The sequence below is a fragment of the Gilvimarinus xylanilyticus genome, assembly GCF_024195295.1.
Taxonomy (GTDB): Bacteria; Pseudomonadota; Gammaproteobacteria; order Pseudomonadales; family Cellvibrionaceae; genus Gilvimarinus; species Gilvimarinus xylanilyticus.
Window position 1 is genome coordinate 939931 of record NZ_JAMFTH010000001.1, and the last position, 20684, is coordinate 960614.

At 51.8% G+C, this 20684-nt stretch carries 12 protein-coding genes; 4 read left to right on the forward strand and 8 right to left on the reverse strand.

From position 1 onward, the window contains the following. Nucleotides 1-8 precede the first annotated feature (8 nt). From M6D89_RS03980 to M6D89_RS03990, 3 genes are all read right to left on the reverse strand, one after another. Nucleotides 9-914, reverse strand: coding sequence for a transporter (locus M6D89_RS03980; protein WP_253966728.1), 906 nt, complete (start codon nt 912-914; stop codon nt 9-11). Between the two features lie 277 nt (nt 915-1191). Beyond that, nucleotides 1192-2748 carry a cryptochrome/photolyase family protein gene (locus M6D89_RS03985; protein ID WP_253966729.1) on the reverse strand — a complete coding sequence of 519 codons (1557 nt, stop codon included), beginning with the start codon at nt 2746-2748 and terminating at the stop codon, nt 1192-1194. Next, complete coding sequence (locus tag M6D89_RS03990; RefSeq protein ID WP_253966730.1) at nt 2745-4061, reverse strand: DASH family cryptochrome; 1317 nt, start codon at nt 4059-4061, stop codon at nt 2745-2747. The genes M6D89_RS03985 and M6D89_RS03990 overlap by 4 nt, the downstream gene beginning before the upstream one ends. Before the next feature lie 152 nt (nt 4062-4213). Here M6D89_RS03990 and M6D89_RS03995 point away from each other — a divergent pair, with 152 nt between their 5' ends. From M6D89_RS03995 to M6D89_RS04005, 3 genes are all read left to right on the forward strand, one after another. Continuing rightward, nucleotides 4214-4558: a DUF6122 family protein gene (locus M6D89_RS03995; protein WP_253966731.1), complete on the forward strand. Its 345-nt coding sequence runs from the start codon at nt 4214-4216 to the stop codon at nt 4556-4558. A gap of 248 nt (nt 4559-4806) precedes the next feature. Continuing rightward, entirely contained in the window at nt 4807-5523 is a 717-nt protein-coding gene (locus tag M6D89_RS04000; RefSeq protein ID WP_253966732.1) for a GntR family transcriptional regulator, read from the forward strand. A gap of 603 nt (nt 5524-6126) precedes the next feature. Further along, nucleotides 6127-8616, forward strand: coding sequence for a PQQ-dependent sugar dehydrogenase (locus tag M6D89_RS04005; protein ID WP_253966733.1), 2490 nt, complete (start codon nt 6127-6129; stop codon nt 8614-8616). A gap of 59 nt (nt 8617-8675) precedes the next feature. Here the strand turns inward: M6D89_RS04005 and M6D89_RS04010 are convergent, their stop codons facing one another. Further along, nucleotides 8676-10517 carry a glucuronyl esterase domain-containing protein gene (locus M6D89_RS04010; protein ID WP_253966734.1) on the reverse strand — a complete coding sequence of 614 codons (1842 nt, stop codon included), beginning with the start codon at nt 10515-10517 and terminating at the stop codon, nt 8676-8678. Nucleotides 10518-11086: 569 nt separating this feature from the next. Further along, nucleotides 11087-11320 (reverse strand): hypothetical protein, encoded by a 234-nt coding sequence (locus M6D89_RS17440; protein WP_418930336.1) that lies wholly within the window; start codon nt 11318-11320, stop codon nt 11087-11089. Nucleotides 11321-12124: 804 nt separating this feature from the next. On the opposite strand from M6D89_RS17440, the gene M6D89_RS04015 reads away from it, so the two are divergent. Beyond that, a complete protein-coding gene (locus tag M6D89_RS04015; RefSeq protein WP_253966735.1) occupies nt 12125-13573 on the forward strand; it encodes a PKD domain-containing protein in 1449 nt (482 codons plus the stop codon). A gap of 133 nt (nt 13574-13706) precedes the next feature. Here M6D89_RS04015 and M6D89_RS04020 read toward each other — a convergent pair whose 3' ends face one another. The 3 genes from M6D89_RS04020 to M6D89_RS04030 all read right to left on the reverse strand — a co-directional run bounded on the left by M6D89_RS04020 (nt 13707) and on the right by M6D89_RS04030 (nt 20684). Next, nucleotides 13707-15167: an exonuclease domain-containing protein gene (locus M6D89_RS04020; RefSeq protein ID WP_253966736.1), complete on the reverse strand. Its 1461-nt coding sequence runs from the start codon at nt 15165-15167 to the stop codon at nt 13707-13709. A 138-nt stretch (nt 15168-15305) separates the two neighbouring features. Beyond that, complete coding sequence (locus tag M6D89_RS04025; protein WP_253966737.1) at nt 15306-18320, reverse strand: TonB-dependent receptor; 3015 nt, start codon at nt 18318-18320, stop codon at nt 15306-15308. A 537-nt stretch (nt 18321-18857) separates the two neighbouring features. Beyond that, complete coding sequence (locus tag M6D89_RS04030) at nt 18858-20684, reverse strand: coiled-coil domain-containing protein (protein ID WP_253966738.1); 1827 nt, start codon at nt 20682-20684, stop codon at nt 18858-18860.

The following is a 20684-nucleotide window of genomic DNA, read 5'->3' on the forward strand; positions in this document are numbered from 1 at the left end:
GACATTAATCACCAAACATACATATAAGCCAGGGTAAGGCTGTCAAAGTCACCTGCTATTTTGGACTCAATGGCGGTGCTGGCGGCCAGCCGGATGGCGTGCTGGCGGTTAAAGGGGCGGAGCAGAGTGATGCCGGCGCGAGAGTTTTTGAGCTCGGCCTGCTTCGGACCATCGCCGACGGTGGCGGCGCCGCCCTGATACCAGTTCACATCAAACGAGATCCAAGTGCTACTTTTAAGTACATGAACCAAGTGAAATTCCGAGGAAAGCACGGCCTCCTGACGGCGGGTTTTACCCTGATAGTCGGAGTTGTCTTCGTATAACCACGCACCTATCTCACCTTCGAATAACCAGCGGTGGCTGAGTGGCAAAATAAAGCCCAGCGCGGGCTTGGCGGCCCAACGGTTACTACCGGCGTTAAACAGTTTGTCGCCGTCATAGTTTCCGGTTGGCGCGCTGACCAGCACACTGGCACCGACAATGGGCTCGGGGTTTGCCACCAATTGACGAAATGCTTCGCCATCCATGCTGGGGGCGCCCAAGAGGTTTATGGCAAATCGGGCACGGGCGTCGGCGGATGCGGTAATAGAACGCTCGCGAAACTCTCCGTTGACCATCGCCTGGGCATCGCCTTGCACGAAAGGGTAATTGACTTGCACGCTGGCGGTCCGCCCCCAAAAGCCAAAAGTGCGTTGATAGGTCAGGGAAAGAAAATCTAGGGTGGCCTCGGCGCCTTCTATGGGGGCGGAGGCGTCTACCAAAACATCACCCTGCGAGTGCTGATAACCCACCAGGGCCACATTCGTTCCGGTAGGGGCGGGCCAATAGGCTCTGGGGGCGAGCTCTTGTGCCTGACAATAAATAGCCGAAAATAAGAGTACTAAACCGCTAATGTCCTTCAATAAGCGCTGCATAGCTCAATTCCATTAACCTGGTAATAAAAATTCTCGTCCTGAGCATCTTTATTGTCGCCCTGTAAAATCGGCAAATTTACGAACCGACTTGACTTTACAGGGCTCGCGCTCGCCTTCAACGACGTCGGCGCATCCTGCGCCGCTATTAACCCGATAATCATAGGTGCCGGGTTAATAGTCTGAAAATCAGTCCTATTATAGTCGGGCAGCGGTTCCGCCGAAAAGCCACGATTCGAAATTCGTAAATCGTTCTCCATCACCCGTTTTCCGGCCCAACCTAAAGCGCTTCGATATTGTCCAAACACCACTTGGCTCGAGCCAGGGTGGCGTCTCGGGTTTCGAGCGATTGTTTATCCCAGTTACGGTAAACCATACCGATGCGCGGGTTATTCTCCAGCCTTTTGCGGTGTCGATTTAAAAAGTTCCAATAAAGACTGTTTAGCGGACAGGCCTGTTCGGTGGTTTTTTCTTTAACGTTGTAATGGCAACCGGTGCAGTAATCGCTCATTTTATTAATGTAGTTACCACCGGCGGCATAGGGCTTGGTGGCTATGATGCCATTGTCCGAAAATTGGGTCATATCCCGCGTGTTGGGCAGCTCGACCCACTCTAAAGCGTCAATGTAAATCCCCAGGTACCATTCATCGACTTCGTCGGGGTTAATGCCGGTGATCAAGCAAAAGTTGCCGGTCACCATCAAACGCTGAATATGGTGAGCGTAAGCGGTGGCTAAGCTCTGATCAATAGCGTGCTCTAAACAGCGCATGCGGGTTTTCCCATTCCAGAAATAGCCGGGCAGGGCGCGTTTGGCGTTAAGAGTGTTGTAGTGTTTGTAATCTGGCATATTCACCCAGTAAACACCGCGAACGTATTCGCGCCATCCCAGTATTTGCCGTACAAACCCCTCAATTTGCGCGACATCAATGACGCCATTGGATTGTTCGTAGGCGCTTAAAGCGGTGTCAATCACCTGTTTGGGGTGGAGCATCTTGGTGTTTAACGCAAATGAAAGTCGGCTGTGATAGAGGCTCCAGCGGTGGGGTGTATTGGCGGTCATGGCATCTTGAAAGCGGCCAAAATTGGGCAGCAGATGCTCGCAAAAATAGCTTAACAGTTGTTTGGCTTGGGCCCGGGTGACGGGCCAAATAAAGTGCTCATCCAACTTGCCAATGGTGGGCACTTTATGACGTGCTACGCGATCGTTAATCCTGCTTATGTCTGTCTCGAACAGCAGCGGCTCGGGAATCTCTGCCAAGTCTTTTTTCTTGAGTTTTGCGCGATTCTTGGCATCAAAATTCCACTGTTCCCCTACGGGTGTATCGCCGTTCATCAACACATTAAAACGCTTGCGCATCTGGCGGTAAAAATGCTCCATAGTGAGATGCTGATTGGGGCGAAAATATTGCGTCAGATCGTCATAGGGCAACAAGAAGTGCTCGCTTTCGACACATTCAATATCGACTGATTTGGTCTCCATGTCGCCCAGCTGTGTTGCCAGGCGATATTCGTCGGGGCGCTGATATTGCAGACGACGGCATTGATACGCGCTGCACAAGCGTGCGAGCAAATCCGGCAGGCTGGCATCGTCTTGGGTGTCGTCAAGGGTTAAGTGCAATACGTGAAAGTACGCTTTTTTTAGGGCGTTAGCAAAGTTCTCCATGGCGGCGAAAAAACCGCATACTTTCTGAATATGATGTGCAACGTAATCGGTTTCTTGTCGTATTTCGGCGAGCACATACAGAACATCGTCTTTATCGTCATTAAACCACGAGTGTTGAGCGTTGAGCTGATCGCCCAGAATCAACCTCAGGGTGGAAAATTTTTTTTGGCTCACGAGTTACCTCCGAGTGGCCAGTCGACCATATCCACCTGATCCAGGGGCTGACATTGTGCCTCGCCAGACCAACGCGCAACATAAGTGCCTTCGGGGTCGTAGAGTTCTCCCTGCTTATCAAGATTAAAATGCCGACCGCCGCGCGGGTCCGCACCTACACCGGCAATATACTGCCAATTACCCCAGTTACTGGCGACATCGTAATCAATCAAGCATTGCTCAAAATAGGCAGCGCCATAACGCCAATCCAACTGCAGCTCGTTCACCAGACAGCTGGCGGCTATCTGCCGACCGCGATTAGACATCCAGCCGGTTGCGTTTAGCTCACCCATTAGAGCATTCACTAAAGGAAAGGGCGTAGTACCCTGGCACCATTGTTTAAAGCGGCTGGGGTAGAAACTGGTCTGCGGGCCTTTACCGGTGCCGCCGTCAAAGGTGAATAACTTCTTGCCGCGTGCTCGAGCACTCCAGTAAAAATATTCGCGCCACAATAGTTCGAAATAAATCCAATAGGTGGACTCGTTCGCGCCGTAGCGTGCCTCGTATTCCCTAAGGGCAGTCACAACCTGGCGGGGGCTCAACGCGCCATGGGCCAAGTAGCCGGACAGTTCGGTGGAAAAGCTCTGGCCCATTAGCTCATTGCGAGTCTCTTTATAATGGCGCGGTGCCGTGCCGGTAAAACACCTGGCCAAATGTTGCTGTGCGCTGACCTCGCCGCCCCTGTAATAATCGTTGCTAGCGGCCACTAGCGCGTGAGGCCACGCAGGCAAAGGTACCTGCGCAGGCGCGGGTAAATTTGGCCAGCCTGCCTTGGAGATCACAGGGTCAATGGTTTCAATGCGTTTGCGAAACGGCGTAAAACTGGTGGGCAAGCCTGCCAGGGGAAAAGGCAAATCTTCCTGATCAAACAGGCTGCTGCTGTTGGCCTCAACGAAGGTCTGTTCAGGGTATTGCTGCTGTAACTGCTGCCACTGATTTTGTTCGTATAAACCCGGGTGAACACTGCGGCCGATATGGCTGATAGAGTATTGTCGTATATAGCGACCGACGACATCCAACAGTGGGCCGGGTTCTACCAACAACCGCTGATCTAATGCCGACAGTCCTCGGGCTAACTCTGCTAAGGTTTGCTGTAAATAACCCCGCTGAGCACTACTGGCTGCGCTGTGGCTGAAATGTCGGCTAAAGTTATCCTGGGGTTTTAGGCAATACAGGCAAATCAGCTCATCCACCTGCTCACTAAACTTTGCGAGGGCGGGGTTATCTTGCAGTCGACAATCGTTGTCAAAAATATACAGACCGATAACTTTCATAAAACAGCGCGAAATTGAAAAAATGTAACACGCTATACGCTCTAATCTGTGTTATGGACCATGTGTGGAGCAACTCAGAGGAGTGAAGCTGGTATAATCGCACCGTTATCGCAATGCAGTGCTCAATAATCAGGGCCGGGTAGGGCCCAACAATGGACGCCAGCTTAGAGTTTTTCCGACCGCTAATTCATTATTCCTTTCATTTTCTCGTTCCTGTGGTGTTCGCTAAGCTTTTTTGGAAGCAACACTGGCCTAGCGCCGCGTTGATTATGATTGCGACCATGCTGATCGACACCGACCACCTGCTGGCTGACCCGATTTTTGACCCCAATCGATGCAGTATTGGATTTCATCCGTTGCACACCGCGTGGGCTGGTGCCGTTTACGCCTGCTTGCTGTTTATACCCTCCTGGAAGTGGCGGGCTGTGGCGGTAGGGTGTCTCTGGCATTTAGCCACGGATTCTATGGACTGCTGGCTGGGTGGAACATTAATCTAACAATTCTGAGATCCTAACAGCTCGCTATTAGCCTGAGGATCTTAATGGTCGCGCTGTAAAATCTGCGGGTTTTGCGAAATTCTTGATTTTACAGGGCGCGCGCCACCTTCAGCGGCGTCAGCGAGTCCTGAGCCGCTATTAACGCGACAATCATAATTGCCGGGTTAATCGAGACCCAACTTCGTGTAGAATAGCGATTTAAAAGACGAATAATGACTCGCCCGACGAAATCACCGAAGGATGGTGCTTTGAGCAAACTACCTCTTAAATTTTTGGATAAAGCCGCCGAATACAGCAGGCAAATCGATTACGATCGCCCCGCCAGCGGTCAGATATATGCGTTTATCCGCGATGCGATAGTCGCTATGGAGCTTGAGCCGGGGCAGCTCATTTCTGAGGCCGCCCTGGCGGCTAAATTTGGCGTCAGCCGCACGCCGGTCCGCGAGGCCCTGATTAAGCTCGCCAACCTGGGTTTTGTGAATGTACTTCCGCAGCGGGGTACTTACGTCTCGCGCCTGAGCTTGGAAAAGATTATCGAGGCGCGCTTTATTCGCGAGGCACTTGAGGTTTCGGTGGTTAGCCACCTGGCTGAAAACGTGAATAAAGACGTCATCAAAGCCGCAGAGAATATTATTGCCGAACAGAAGGCCGCGGCTGAGGTAGACGATGCTTTGCTTTTCCAGCGCCTGGACGATGATTTTCATCAACTTCTGGCCAGTTATACAGGCTACCAACGCATGGCCAGCATGATTGAGCAGGAAAAAGCGCATATGGACCGTGTTCGCAATTTAAGTCTGCACATCAGCGGACAGTATAAATGCGTATTAGCTCAGCACCGAGCTATTATTCGCGCGATAAAATCAGGCTCGGTAAGCGGAGCGGCTAGCGCTATGAGCACTCATTTACGCGAGGTGTATAAAGTACTGGAAACCCTACCCAAAGAGCACCCAGAGTATTTCCAGTAGCACTATCAAACGCCTCGGAATATCCGATTTAATCCGGCAACTTGAGTTGGGCTTAATAATCGGCGCGTGTTTTGGCAGAGCTTTAAAACGCCTAATATCCCTGCTTGGAGTGTTAAGTCCACAATAATTAGCGGTATCTACTCAGTGGTGGTCCGAATGACTTTAGCGAGTTTGCGCTAGCGGATATGAAGCAAAACAATCGATAGATAGTCGGTAGCGAGACTAACTGCCACAGGAATTTGTAAACTGCGGTAACTCGCGTAGTAAAAGAAATACGATAGGCCCTTACAAGCAATCACCCACAGGTGAAGAGAATTATCATTGCCCGCGCTTCTGGTTAGTAGCTTCCGGTAATACTAGCGTCTCCTACTCAAGGCTTACCCCGGTCCCAATGGCGGCCCAGTCTACATCGATTTTGATGTTATATGTCATACAAATGGAGGTGTGCTGCCAATTACTGGCAAGCCTGCGGCCGCCTGTTCGGACCTCTACAGCAAAAGTCGATAAAAACCAGCCATCATGAGCACCTTTTAACCACTTTGTGCGCTTGGCGCTCGCTATACTCAATGCAGAGTGTAAGCTATAGCGATGGAGGTGAGCGCTATGAGAATTCTGACAGTGGCGGTTTGTTTGCTGGTCGCAGGTTGCGGAGGATCGGGCGGAAACGGCGGAAATGGCGTCTCCAGCTCGGTGCCACAGTCATCCGAAGTTTCTTCGCAGCAAAGCCAGAGTAGCTTGTCGTCGGCGTCCAGCGAGAGTAGTCAAATGGCTTCGAGCGACGCATCGGTGAGCTCGTCGACTTCAAGTAGCTCGCTACAATCCAGTGAGTCAAGCCGCTCCAGCGTTAGCACCAGCGCGTCGAGTGTGTTCTCATCCAGTCAGGCGTCCTCTGATCAGCCTCAATCCTCTTCAAGTTCGTCAAGTTTCTCAAGCGCGGAGACATCCTCCAGCACCAGCTCGGAACCGGTCGCGGGGCTCTCCGCACGCCCCAGTAATACCAGTTGCCTGGCCGGCGAATCGCCGCAACCGGAATATGGTGTGGAACTGCAGCGGGTGTATGGAGATTTAAGCTTTAGTCAGCCCGTGGATATGCGCTTACCGCCTGACGATTCGACGAGCTGGTACCTCGCCGAGCAGAGCGGACGAATTTTACGCTTTGCTAATCAACCCAACGTTGACCAAGCTAGTGTATTTGCCGATCTAAGAAACCAGGTGAACAACAGCGCCAATGAGGCGGGGCTGCTGTCTTTTGCGTTTCATCCGCAATTTGCCAGCAATGGTGAAGTCTATGTGTTTTACCAAACCGATGAACCCGGGGGAGGCTGTTGCGATTCATTGCTATCGCGCTTTAGCACTGATGGATCGGGCTCGCTTGATCTGGCTTCGGAGCAGGTACTCATTCGTTTCACCGCTCCCTATCGCTCTAAAAATCACTTTGGTGGACGCGTGGGTTTTGGCGATGACGGCTACCTTTACTTAAGCATTGGCGACGGTGGCTCGGCGGGCGACCCCGATAACCGCGCGCAGAATACCGCCAACCTATGGGGCAGCATGATTCGCATTGATGTCAACGGTGGCTCGCCTTACGCGATTCCGAACAGTAACCCTTTTGCCGATCAATCGGGTTTTTTGTGCAATACCGATACGCAAATGCTGCAAAAAGCAAGTGCCGGCGGCGACTGCCCCGAAGTTTACGCCTGGGGATTGCGCAACCCCTGGCGTTGGTCTTTTGACCGAGCCACGGGAGAGTTGTGGCTCGCCGACGTGGGGCAGGGTAACTGGGAAGAAATTAATAAAATTCAGCGTGGCGGTAACTACGGCTGGCGACTACGCGAAGGGGCGCATTGCTATAACCCTGCCAACAACTGCGACACCGGCGGCCTGATAGATCCGGTTGCAGAAGAGCCTCAGCCCGATTTTCAATCCATTACCGGCGGGTTTCGCTACCGGGGTTCGGCCATTGCCTCGTTACAAGGTAAATATGTCTACGGCGATTTCGTTACTGGCCCCTTACACGCCCTTAAAGCAAATGACGCCGGTGGCTGGGATCAAGAGGTGCTGATGGCGAACACGGGGCAAAATATTGCCTCTTTTGCCGAGGATCACAATGGCGAACTTTATATGCTGAGTTTTAGCGGCGGTATTTTTCAGCTGGTAGAAAGTGATCAATCGGCCGGCGTTATCAATGCGCCTGCTGCTCAGCTTTCTGATACTGGGTGTGTGGATGCTGCAAATCCCCGTCTTCCGGCCCCAGGGTTAATTCCCTATAGCGTTAACGCGCCTTTCTGGTCTGACGGCGCACAGAAAAAGCGTTGGATGGCATTGCCCGACAATAAAAACCTAAACGTTTCAGCGAATCAAGACTGGACGGTTCCGCCCGGTAGTGTGCTGGTTAAAAACTTCTATTTAAGCGATCAACTAATCGAAACGCGGTTATTGAAGCATCACACCGATGGCGTCTGGGCCGGGTATACCTACGCTTGGAACGAGGCCGGTACTGATGCCGGTTTGGTAGAGGGCGGGGCGGTTAGACAACGCCAGGGACAAGACTGGATTTATCCCAGTGGCAGCGACTGCATGCAATGTCATACCGAAGCGGCAGGGCGAGCCCTGGGGCTTGAAACCGTGCAGTTAAACAGCAACGTTTTATATCCCTCAAGCGGCATTGAAGGGCATCAGGTAACTACATTAAAAAGCATCGGCGCGCTTAGCGGTAGCACCACCGATGCCAAGCTTGCCGACCCGGCCGACCAAAATGCGCTGCTGCAGGACCGAGCCCGTGCCTATCTTCATACCAACTGCGCTCAGTGTCACCAACCGGGCGGAGGCACTAATGTGGATATGGATTTGCGCTGGCACACATCGTTCGCTGATATGCAGTTATGCAATCGTCCACCGCAGAACGGCGATATGGGCCTGAGCGATGCTACATTGCTCAAGCCGGGTGACAGTGATTCATCGATACTGGTATCGCGAATGGCGTTGCGCGATCACGCACAGCAAATGCCGCCTGTGGGCAGTAACCAAATCGATACCCAGGGGAAAATATTGTTAAGCGCATGGATTGATTCGCTATCGAGGTGTACAGATTAGCGAGGGGTAACTTTTTAAAAAGACCATTGGCGGATTGACCGCCAATGGTTCGGGGCTGACTACTCCGTTAAGCTGGGTGTGGTCCAGTCTATCCAAGCTTCAGCCTCGCCGGGCTCGGCTTTGGTAGAGTTCATCACCTCGGTATTGCCGGGCTCTCCTAATAAAAAGCGCTGCACGTAGGCGGCCAACACCTCTTGCTGGTGGCCCGGAAACTGACAGTGACCATGGCCACCATTTTCCGAGTAGGCAATATTCTCAGGCGCACCCAGGGCGCGGTAAATCTCTTTAGCGGCCAGAGTACCAATGTAAGCCGCTTTCGGGCCCAGCCAGTCGATATCGTTGTCAATTACCAACAGGCCTCGCGGCGCCACCATGCCTATCAGCTGATGGTGATCAAACGGCAGGTGGGTTACCCGGCTGCCAGAGAATGTCTCGCCAAAAGACTCGCGAAACCAAGGTTGCTCCCCAGCGGCGTGGCCTAAGGTTTGAATGTTATCTCCCGCGTCCGCTTGTGCTTGCGCCGCGCGCCAACTGACTGCGCCACCGGCGCCGGATTCCTGCGGAATGGTCAAGGCAATACGCTCATCCATAGCACCAGCCATTAGCGCACCTTTACCGTTGCGCGAACAACCTGTTACGCCTAGGCGCGAAGCGTCAATTAAACCTTCGGATGACTCTTCCAATACATCGATTAAACGGCTGACGCCCCAGGCCCAGGCTGTCATGGAGCTGGCTGAATGATCGCTCCCATACAGATCGTAAAACAGACCGGTACCGCGCGATTCAGCCCCGCTTTGAGCACCCACTTCATTGTGATTAAAATTAATAACTGCCACTCCCTGGCTGGATAGGTAGGCATTATCCAGATTGGAGGCACCCATACCGATAATCGCCGGGTAGGGCGGCTCACCACCGGTTGGCAGGGCAACCGATGCACTGAAGGCAATGTCCGTCTCTTCGTGAGTGACATTTACATTAATGGCGTCGGCCGCTACGCTACCACTCACGACTTCAGGTTTGTTGGGCTTATTGCCCGCTTCGTAATATTGCACCTGCCAAAAGGTATCCTGCCGCTGACAGCGCCACTGCTCTTCAGTGGTAATGCGCTCGCCTTCAAGCGTCATAAATGGGTCAGGTAGCTTGTCTATATTGGGAAGCTCTGAGGCCACGGGTAGCTCGGGCACGGGGCAATCCGCCCCGGTATTTTCGGCGCTGGCAATACCGGGCTCTCCGGGTACGCCGGGTTCAGGCGGTGGCGGAGGTACAAACTCGCCGTTTTCGGAGTAAATGGCAAATCCGCTTAACGTGCCATTGTCTTGTACCGCTTCAAGCTCAATGGTTAGGGAACCATCAGAGACGGGGAAGGGAGGGACCTCATAGGTGTAGACACTATCGTGGCCCACCTCGGCAAAAAGGTCTACCTCCGAGAGAATTAAGTCACCCTCTACGGATAAGTTAAAGGAACGTTCGCCATTGGCTTCCCAGTACATTTCCACAAAGTGCAAGGTGACATCGTAATCGCCGTCAGTCACCGGCACCTCGTAGCGATAGCTGCCATAGCGCTCGGTTTGAAAAAGCTCGCTACCCTGAGAATTGGAAACTTCGTCCTGGGTTTGGTTTACCGTCCCGGTCGAGGCAAATTGGTCGGCCTGATATTCGACACCATCGTAAATTGCGCTTTCGAATGAACCGGCATTAATAGCCAAAACCAGTTCGCGCACTGCGGTTGAGCTGGAGCTGCTGCTAGACGATACAGTGGATGAGCTCTCACTGGAGGAGCTAGAAGAAACTGAACTAGAGGAGGTATCTGAATCGCTGTCGGAGCCGCCGCACCCCACTAAAACACACGACAGTGCAAGGACGGCCGTCGCGCAATGCGACTGTAAAGGTCGTATTAACATTATTATTCCTTTTGTTGATGAGCTTTCGTTTTACGCTTCATGTAGTCACTAGGACCATATCAATGTACTCTAGCATACTAGTTGATGCAAGTATTAATGGTCAGCTAACGCATAAGCTATGGGGAAGCGTAAGACAGAGAAGATCCGCGATGACAAAACTGAAGATTTAACCTTGATGGCGAGGCATGAAAAGGAAGCAATGGCTGCGCTAAATCCTTCTGGCAATTATTAATACAATACGATGAATTGGAGGTCGCGATTACAGAATTAATGCACCGAGTGGCTAATTGAAAATCGATGTGGCGCTTACAAATTGAGGGCTATCGGTCTGTCAATAATTAAGCGTAAGGTTTGGCCATTGCAATAACTCAGGGTAGGGGAGCGCACCCGTTTGATGGGCGATCACCTCGTCACCGAGCATTACCATTAGTGTAGGAATGCTTAGAATAGAAAAATGTGCAGAGGCCTGAGGACAGTGCTCGGTGTTTACTTTAATAAACCTTGCCATAGATTAAAGGGTTGCCGCCGCGTGGGCAAACCCGGGGGGCAAAACTCTGGCACGGACCGCATCACGAGGCCCAAAAATCGATCACCAAAGGTAACCGTTCACGCTCAGCCCAACGTGTGAACTGAACGTCCGAGACAGCAATAGGCGCTCCTGAAAATAGCGGACTGCCGCATTCTCCACACTTGGGTGTATCTCTCAAGCGAGTCTCATCTACGCGGTTGGCTGTGGGGCAATAGGCACATAGGGTTTGGATTTTGGCCGTATCGAGAAGCTCCAAAAGGTTAGTGAATTTCAATTATGAGCTAGATTTCAAATCTAAAGTCATTATTTATGAATGACGCACTCGGTATCGATAACATGTGAGGTGCATCACATAAGGAGCGGGGAAATCAGATGCAGCGCACAGACTAAGGTAAACTTCCGCAAAACAAAACTTTAAGGATAAAGAGCCGCGCATGACCTAGCCCCCGTCTCGTACCATCCTCTGCTTAAATCAGAATTTTCACCGCTTTACTCGCGGTATGTTTGACCATTAAAACAATTAAATGGAGTTATTCGCATGATCCTCAAGCCCTTTACCACACTCCCCTCCAAACCCCTCGGATGCCTGCTTCTCACAATGGCTTTAACCGCCTGTGGCGGAGGCGGGGGAGGCGGTAGCAGTGCTCCCCCACCGAGTAACACTCAGAGCAGTTCGTCTACCGCGCAGGTATCGTCGACTAGCAGCGAATCACAAAGCTCGGTTGATCAGTCCAGCGAGAGTTCGTCGGTCACCGAATCAAGTAGTTCTGTGGTGGTGTCAAGTAGCTCGGTCAACAATAGCAGTAGCGAGAACACCAGCTCTTCCTCTGTATCGTCAACTAACGGCCAGACTTCCAGTACTAGCTCTGTAACAGTGTCCTCGGAACGCTCAAGCTCTAGTAACTCATCGACTAGTTCTCAACAAAATAGCTCTAGCGAAAGCAGTAGTTCAGAGTCCAGTTCATCTGTCTCCACAAGCTCGTCTAGCTCAAGCTCAGAACAAAGCAGTTCTAGTGAGAGCAGTTCTTCAGAATCCAGCTCGTCTGTTTCGAGCAGCTCGAGCAGCTCGAGCAGCGAAATGGCAGTTGCGCCCAGTGTTGACGCAGGCGCAGCTCAATCGGTCGTTATTGGTCAAGATGTTGGCTTCGCGGCAACGGCGAGTGCAGACACTGGTAGCAGTATTGTGAGCTATTTATGGGAGCAGGTTGATGATACTGGCGTAGTCGCGACTGTCGTGAACGATGGCCAGCTAGAGGCTTCATTTACCGCTCCTAACGTTGTCTTACCCACCGCATTAGTGTTTAAGCTGACGGTAAAAGATGACCAAGATTTATCCGCTTCAGACACAGTGACTGTTACCGTTAATCCCGATCCAAATGCTCCTTCACTGCAAGTTGCCTTTCCTCCGCCGGGCGGTATTTATATCGCTGAAGACAACAGCAATACTTTGTCTATATTCGGTGAGGTCACAACTCAAGGTGGCGCGGCGCTGAATGCTATTACCATCAAAGGTATCACGCCCGAGGTTACTGCCACTGTCAATGGTCAGAAGTGGCGCGCCGATAATCTTGCAATACCTACTGATTCATCAGAGATTACATTAACGGTCGAAGCCGAAGATGATCAGGGACGAATCTCGCAAGAAAATGTTCAGTTGGCCATTTCAGATGACTACGAGTACTCCTACAGTACTGCAGCGCGAGCCATTTTGTGGGACGAGTCTATTGATAAGCTTTGGGTGTTAGGTGCAGACTTCTTAATTAGTGAAACGGAAATTGTTCCCGTTGACCCCCTAACCGGCGTCCGGGGAACCTCTATTCTGAGCACCCCAATGGCTGCCACACGCATGATCTTTAATGCTGATCAGAGCGGCTTTCTTGTCTCTGGCGCGATTTCAGGCGAGGCGGGAAAGATCCACGCCGTCGACAAAAGTACTGGGGCCGTTTCGGTGTTATCAAGTGAGACGACGGGCAGTGGGCCCGACCTGCAAACAGGGTCAGCGGGTCTCGCCCTGGATGGAAGCGACCTCTATGTGGGCGAGAACAGCTCGAGTGGCTTTTCTGGCTTGATGAGAGTCAATTTGCTTAACGGCGATAGAGAAATATTACTTGAAGCTGTGGATGACGATTCGTTGACGTATGCGCTCTCGGACATCGCTTACCATAACAATGAAGTCATTATGGTAAAGAACAGCTTTTCCAACTCACCGGTTTTAGGTTACAACCTTAATACTTTGACCGATCGTCAGGTGAATTCATCAGGCTCTCTAATCAGCTCTCGAGGAAGGATAATGCTAGCAGGGGGAGACATTATCGGTGTTTCTAACACTACGTCTCTTGTGCGAATTAATGTTTCCAGTGGTGCAGTTTCTAGGGTTTCCAGCAACCTACCACTGACCGGCGGGAACAATATAAAGTATGTTACCTACGACAGTGACAGCAAGCTTTTTTATGCCATTACCATGAGAAACGCTATTGTAGTTGTTGACGAAGAGTCCGGACATGTTGTCGGGCTTGCCGGGGATTGATTCAACGAAACCAGGATGTGATGGCGCCTTGGTGCGCCATTACTTCGGTAGAACTACGATCGAGAGTTAGCAACGGCTAACTTAGTTAATTGCCGATACTTTCGACTGAGCCCGCCTTTGTTTGGGCTCAGCTTTACAAATATTTCAGTTTGTCGGTAACAACAATCCGAACTTTAGGCGCGGATTCAAAAACCGCTTTGACCAAATACCGATACAAATCCCTATCCAACATCGCCGACTCGTCTTGTTTGTCGATTAATACCTGTAAGTCTGGCTCCCCCTGTCCTTTGTGAGACCCCAGTAGGCACCAGTTATCTATTAAAAACGCGGTATAGGCGTTATCGCCACCTTTTGTGTGCTGATTTTCGATTAAGGCCACAGGGCCGTCGTAGGGCCAGGCTTTTAGTGCCAGCTTTCCCAGCGCGTCTAACAGGCTGGTATTGTGTTGCAGTCTACTGAATTCACCACAGCACAATCCCTTGCAGCGTTTAATTTGATGCCCCATACAGGGGCCACTGATTTTAGTGTTAGTCACGATGACATGATCACATAAACCAAAGGGCTGCGCGTTTTCTACCAACGCATTTTGAGCTTTCTTTTTAGACGGAAATAAACCGTACATTTTTAACTGCCGGTCTGCATCGCTTACAGGAATGATTACTGGGCGTAAAAGCTGGTCATCTGTTTCATGCAGCTGGATGGTGTATAAAGTGCTTAATCTTCTAAGTCGGCGGTTGTACAGCGGCTGTTGGGATTTTATTTCCGCCGATTCCAGCAGCAGGGCGCTTAGCTCGCCCGTGGTGGCCTGGGCTTTGATGTCGCGAATTTGCTGGCACATGGCCATTGCCTTGCCACTGGCTCGGTCGCCGCTAAAGTGCGACATAACACGCTTGCGTATGTTGATGCTTTTACCCACATACAGCAGGCTGTCATTGTCGCCGTAAAAATAATAAACACCGGGGCCCTCGGGCAGGGTCTCGATAACGGCCGGATCAAGCCCAGGTGGCAGGCTGGGGCGCCGGGTTTGTATTTGTACGGCGGCCATAAAATCTTCGCTGTCACGCTCGGAGGCGGCTCGGCACAAGAACTGGTAAGTCGCTCTGGCATCGGCCAGTGCGCGGTGGCGCTCGTCAACGGCAATACCAAAGCGCTGGATAATAGTCTCTAGGCTGTGGCGCTTATGTTCTGGATAGAGTGCGCGTGAAAGCTTAACCGTGCACAGGGTTTCCAGTGACAGGGGAAAGCCTAAATCGGCAAAGGCGTTGCGAATAAACCCATAATCAAAACGAACATTGTGGGCGACAAAGGTTTTACCCTCCAGGCGCTGCCAAATTTGTTTTGCCACCTGCTCAAATTTGGGTGCGTCGGCGACCATCGCATCGGTAATGCCGGTAAGGCCCTGAATACTGCGGGGTATGGGCACTTGCGGGTTAATCAGGGTAGTCCATTCTCGCACACCCTGGGCGTCGACCTCGACAATACCGATTTCAGTGATGCGGTCGCGAGTGACGCTGCCGCCGGTGGTTTCCAGATCAACGATCGCAAGCGGTCGATCCAGCCCGGGGAAGACGCTTTGTTTGAGTGGTTCCGACACGGTAACTCCCGCTAATACAGTATGGTTGTCATACGTTTAGGCATTGTACCGGGATCAAACGGGGGCAGGGGAGATCGCTATAAAAAAGGGGGCCAGATTACCCTGACCCCCAAGCAGCTCCACGAAGGAGAGCACTCACTACAGACGAGCGCGCAGACCTAATGCCAAACGGCGCTCTTGAACACTTAACGAGTAGAAGGAGTCTTCAAACTGCGAATAGTTGCGATAGTCCGTCTCGGTCAGGTTGATGCCCTGCAAGTAGACGGTGACATTATCGTTAATATCGTAGTTGATGGACGCATCCAGATAACCCGCAGGCTCACTCCAGTTACCCAAGCTGATAGGCGCCTCGTTGGTGTTTAAACCTGCCTGGCCCTGGAAGATATCGCTGCGCCAGTTATAGGCGATACGCGAGCTCAGCTTGTCGCCCTGATACCATACAATCAGGTTGGCCTGATGCTCAGAGTTGGACTGCAGCGGGAAGGCATTGCCCTCTAAGTCCACGCTGCCGGAGTCGTTGTCCGAGTAAGTGTAGTTGGCCTCAATGCCGGTATTCGACAGAACGCCTGGCAAGAAGGTAAACGCCTGCTTATAGCCCAGCTCAAAACCCTGCAGATCCGAGGCGGGCACGTTTTGCGTAGTCCAGACGTTCGCGGTGCGACGCACAACGCCGTCCGAGTCTGGGTAGGCTCGCGCCTCTTGCATAGACTGGGTAGCGCTTTCAACTTCAATTAAGAAAACGCTGGCGCCCAGAATGCCGCCCTCACCAAAATACCACTCAGTCGACAAGTTGTAGTTGTTGGCGCGCCACGGGTCGACATAGGGGTTACCCTGGTCATTGCCGCCGCCGGGACTGGTCACCACATTGTAGCTACCGTTTTCGTCGGTCTGGTTGCCGTCTTCAGTGTAAACCTTGTATTCCTGGTACCACAAAGACTCTCCCGAGCCGATGTTCGCCAGATCGTTGCGCGACATGGTTTCGGCGTAGCCAAAGCGGACAATAACGTCCTCGCGGGGGAAGAAGTTAATGTTGAACGAGGGCAACACATCGGTAAACGAGGTTTCGGTGGTTTCGGTGCCCAACGTTTTATACATAATCTGCCAGCCCTGGGGCTCGCCGTAGGTAGCTGGGTAACCACCGCCGTAGTAGGTGCCTTGTTCGGGAACCGATTGCTGATCGTAGAGTGCATTGACTACTTCGCGCTTCGTTTCCACCACTTGAACGCCAAAGTTACCTTCGAAGGGGACGCCAAACAGACCTTCATCGTTAGCGAAATTCATCTGAATGTAACCCGAGGTCTCTTCCTCCACCACTGAGTATGCACGAGACGGATCCACAAAACGCTCAGAGCCCGGATACAAGAACTCCATAAAACCGTCCAAGTCATCCAACTGGTGCGGGTCCAACGCGGCCACGCCATCGCCCCAACCGCCGAAAGGTCCAAAGTCGTTGTATGAGGTCAGCATATCGCGCAGCTCGTCATAGGGCTCGATACCCAGTTGAGCATTACCCGCCAAATCGTTCCAGTCGGGGTATTGCTGCCACTTGTAATCGCCGGGCAGGGGTTGGTACCACAAGTCCTCGGGTACATTCGGGTCTTCCCACGTTGAGTAGTAGCCGGTGGGCGTCATATAGATAAAACGGTCGTTATCGACATCGCGACGGCCATAGCGCACGCCAAATTCCACCGAGGTAAATCCAGCGGCATCAAATTCATAGGTGCCGTCGGCGCGGGCCACATCCAGAGACGCCTCTTGTTCTACACCGTCGGCAAAAGCCTGGAACAAATTCAGACGGTCGGTGCTGGACAGATCATCCTCAAACTGAAAGGTGGGGTACTCTTCGCGGTAATCTACCGTTACCCAGAAGGGCTCAACTGGATCATCAATACCATCGTTGTTTTCGTCTACCCAGTACCACTCGGGGGTCCCTTGCTGGAAGGTCGCGTTTTCGTAGGTTTTTTCCGCGTCGCCGTGGATATAGCGCACCGAGCCGGTAAAGGGACCGCCGTTATCAAAGGCCAGTTCGATGTTGGCGTTGAGTGATTCGGTGTGGTTTTGGGTGCTGCGGGTGGTGGCCTGAAAATCCGGCGCTTCTACTACCGCCACCTGAATCGAGTTGATATCCCGGGCCGGAGTATCGCCCTCGGCGGGTACCGTGGTCTCGTAGCTGGTTTCGGTGCCGGGGCGCAGCACGTCGTAGGCATCGCTGTTGCTGCCGTTAAACTGGGTTCTTACACCGCGGTCATACTGGTTCATCTTGGTGTAGAACACATCGGTGGTCAGTTCCAGGCTGTCGGAAATATCAAACTGGAAGGAGCCGGACATACCTTCGCGTTCGCGCTCCATCACAAAGGCGCTAACGCCGTAGGCGCCGGGTACCAGATAGCGATCATTCAAGTCGCCGTTGTTGTTCAAATCAAGTGGGTCACCGCCCTGGCCGACAAAGCCTAAGCGCAGATCTTCGCGAATCTGGTAGTTCGCCGAGTTGGAGTTGGTTTGAAAACCGCCCAAAGTAAAACCAAAGCGATCGCCGTTATAGCCCACCAGACCGTTGACGTTGTAGTTGTCCTCTTCGGTAATAGAGCCCTGAGACACTTCGGCACCGACAGACGCTGTCCAGCCCTGGTCCAGATTGCGGGGCCGACGGGTCTTGAGGTCAACCACCCCTGAGATACCGCCCACCGCCAGAGAAGCGCTTTGCGACTTGTACACGTCCACGCCGGAAATCATTGAGGCGGGGATATCCGAATAGTTGGCACCCACATCGGTAATCGACCAGGGGCTCAAAAACTGCTCGCCGTTTAGGGTGGTCAATACTTGGGGCATCCCGCGAATATTAAGGCTGGTTCCCTCGCCAGCGGTACGCTGTATTTGCACACCGGTTACACGCTGCAGCGAGTCGGCGATGGTCACATCGGGGAGCTTGCCGATATCTTCGGCGACGATTGAGTCGACGATTATGTCAGAGTTGCGTTTAACGTCTACAGCCGCTTTTTGCGATCCGCGAATACCGATTACGACAACTTCTTCAAGCTGAACCAGCGAGTCGTCAGGCGTTTCCTGAGAAATCGCGGGAATACTCGTAAACCCCGTAGATAGCGTGGCCACGGTAAGGCTCAGCAGACGTTTTTGACGTGTATATTGCATCATGGATGTCCTCGTTTGTTATAAATTTATTAGGCATTTCGGGGTTTTACGAGCGGTGGGGCATCACCGCTCGTGGCTACCAAAGCCTTAAATAAGTAAAACCCTATAAAGGAAAATGCTTAACGTTATTGAAATTATGAATAAGCCAAACTAACAGTAACGAGGCGCGACATTAGTCATAAATGTAAACGGTTACACGAAAGTTTGCATACCTTTACAAAGGGGTTTAAAAATTAATCAAAATGAAGGTTTTGGCGCCAAAATGAAGGTCGGTAACGCTTATGGTCGAGGTAAGGCAGCTGCGACCTGACGCTGGGGCGCTTTTATGAGCGACCCCAGTCAAAATTTAACGAGATAAATCTAGGGGGAGACAGGGTATTCCTAGTGGACCGCGTGTGAAATCAGGTGACAAAGGAGTGCAGCCAAAATGACCCGATCAAGACGGAAAACGCAGGAATAGGGGGGCTATTTCAAGTCTTTCCACCACAGGTTTGGGCGTTTTGGCGCAGCGAACTGTTACCTAGTTTTGCACATGGCCCACTAGCTTTGGGCTTTTATCTGATCACGATAGCGAGCCAGTTCGTCGAGTCGAGCGGTAGAGGCCTTTTTACGAGCAAAAGCAATCGCATCAATTTTCTCAGCGGCCTGGCCGAGGTATCGAGCAAGTTCATCACCGGTCAGATACTCCCCCGTAAGCTTGTTAAGCTTGCTCCAACCCTGTTTAAAATTATCGGCAAACTTACCTGAAACAATCTCGACGGCTTGCCACTCAGCGGTTTGCGAGGCGAAAAAGTCATCTGTATTGCGCTTAATTCGGGCACTGAGGCGGGAACGCTGAGCCACCTTATCGGTCAGTTTGGCCTGTTCCTGTGCGTGTTCCATGACCTGCTGCATAAAACTGGCAAAGGACTTAAAAAAGAACGCAATTTCGATAATAATCTCGCGCGCCCGCTTTAAAGCCTTTAGGCTTAGCCCCAGCGATTTTATGGCAAGCTGAATGGTCTCTTCCTCGGTACGCGCACCGCGTAGCAGTGCGTTGATTTTGACCAGCTCAGCCGCTTGATTGCGCTTTTCGGTTTCATAGGCCTCTACCTTTTCCAGCATCTGCAACTGCATTTTTCGCAAGCCGGCCGCCTGATCTTCCTGCTTTTGCGCCATATCAGCCATGCCTTTGCCCAACTGCTCAAGAGATTTTTGCGCCGCGTTTAAAGCGGTAGTGGCCGCCGTAATCTTGGCGTCTTTCTTGTCTATCTCTTGCTCGTTGGTTTTTAGGCGTTTCTCGACAGACTCGAGCTTGGATTTTTTAGCATCCTCATCTAAGCTCGTGTCAGCTTCAATTTCACCTTTTTCCTGGTTAAGTGTCTCTTTCTGCTCTTCCAGTTCGGCTTTTTCTTTCTTTGCCAGGACAACCTCGGATTTTTTATCGGCAACCTCTCGCTGCAGCTCAATCCCCTCGGCAGTATCGTCATCTTCTGTGGCCGCCGATTCCGACTGTGAGAGTTGCTTTGCGGTATTCATGGCGGCGCCTGCAATCAATGAGGTTCCGCCCGTAGCACCTGCGGTAAGCCCAGCGGTAATGGCGGGGATGGCCGACGAGATCATTTGCGCACCGACCTGAACAATGGACATGATAAAGGCCCGCTCTTCAGCCGTTTCAGCGCGTGATTTGTATTCATTCGCCATTTTTTCGTATTTGGCAATATCTTGTGTCAGGCTCTCAACCAAACTTTCCAGCTTCTGTCTTTCGGCGTCTCGCTCCGCTAACTCTTTTTCGATGGCTTCTTTGTTCTTTAGCTCATCGGCCAGTGCCTTTTCGCTGGCATGGGTCGATTTACTGGTGTCATCGATAATTTCATCATACTCTTGCGCTATATCACTTAACTCATTGGCAATTTTATCGGCGCGATCTTTAATGTCCTCCGCCAAATCGAAAAGGTCTTCGCTGACAAAGCGGATAAGCGCCTCGGCGTCATCTGCCTGATTAACTGCACGCCAATCGTCAAAGGTTCCTCTTAAATCTTTGACAATTTTCGCCGAAAACTCTACCGCATCTGACATCTTACGCTCGCTTTTTTGCTGAGCTCGAATCAGTCGAGTCATCAGTCCGTCCAGCTGAGGCCGGATATCCTTCTGTGAGGGAGGGGTAGTGTTGTAGGCGATGTAAAGTAGCTCTATCGCATTATCGGTATCTTGCTTGGAGCGAGTTACATCGTAAGTGCCCTCAATTTTTCGTATATAATCATCCACTAACGGGTGGTCATGCTTGGGCAGCTCGAAATTCTCTGTCTTTACCAGCTCTTCCAGTCGCTCCTCTATACGCTTGCGAACATCAAACTCATAAGATACGATTTTTTCTTCGGCAGTCAT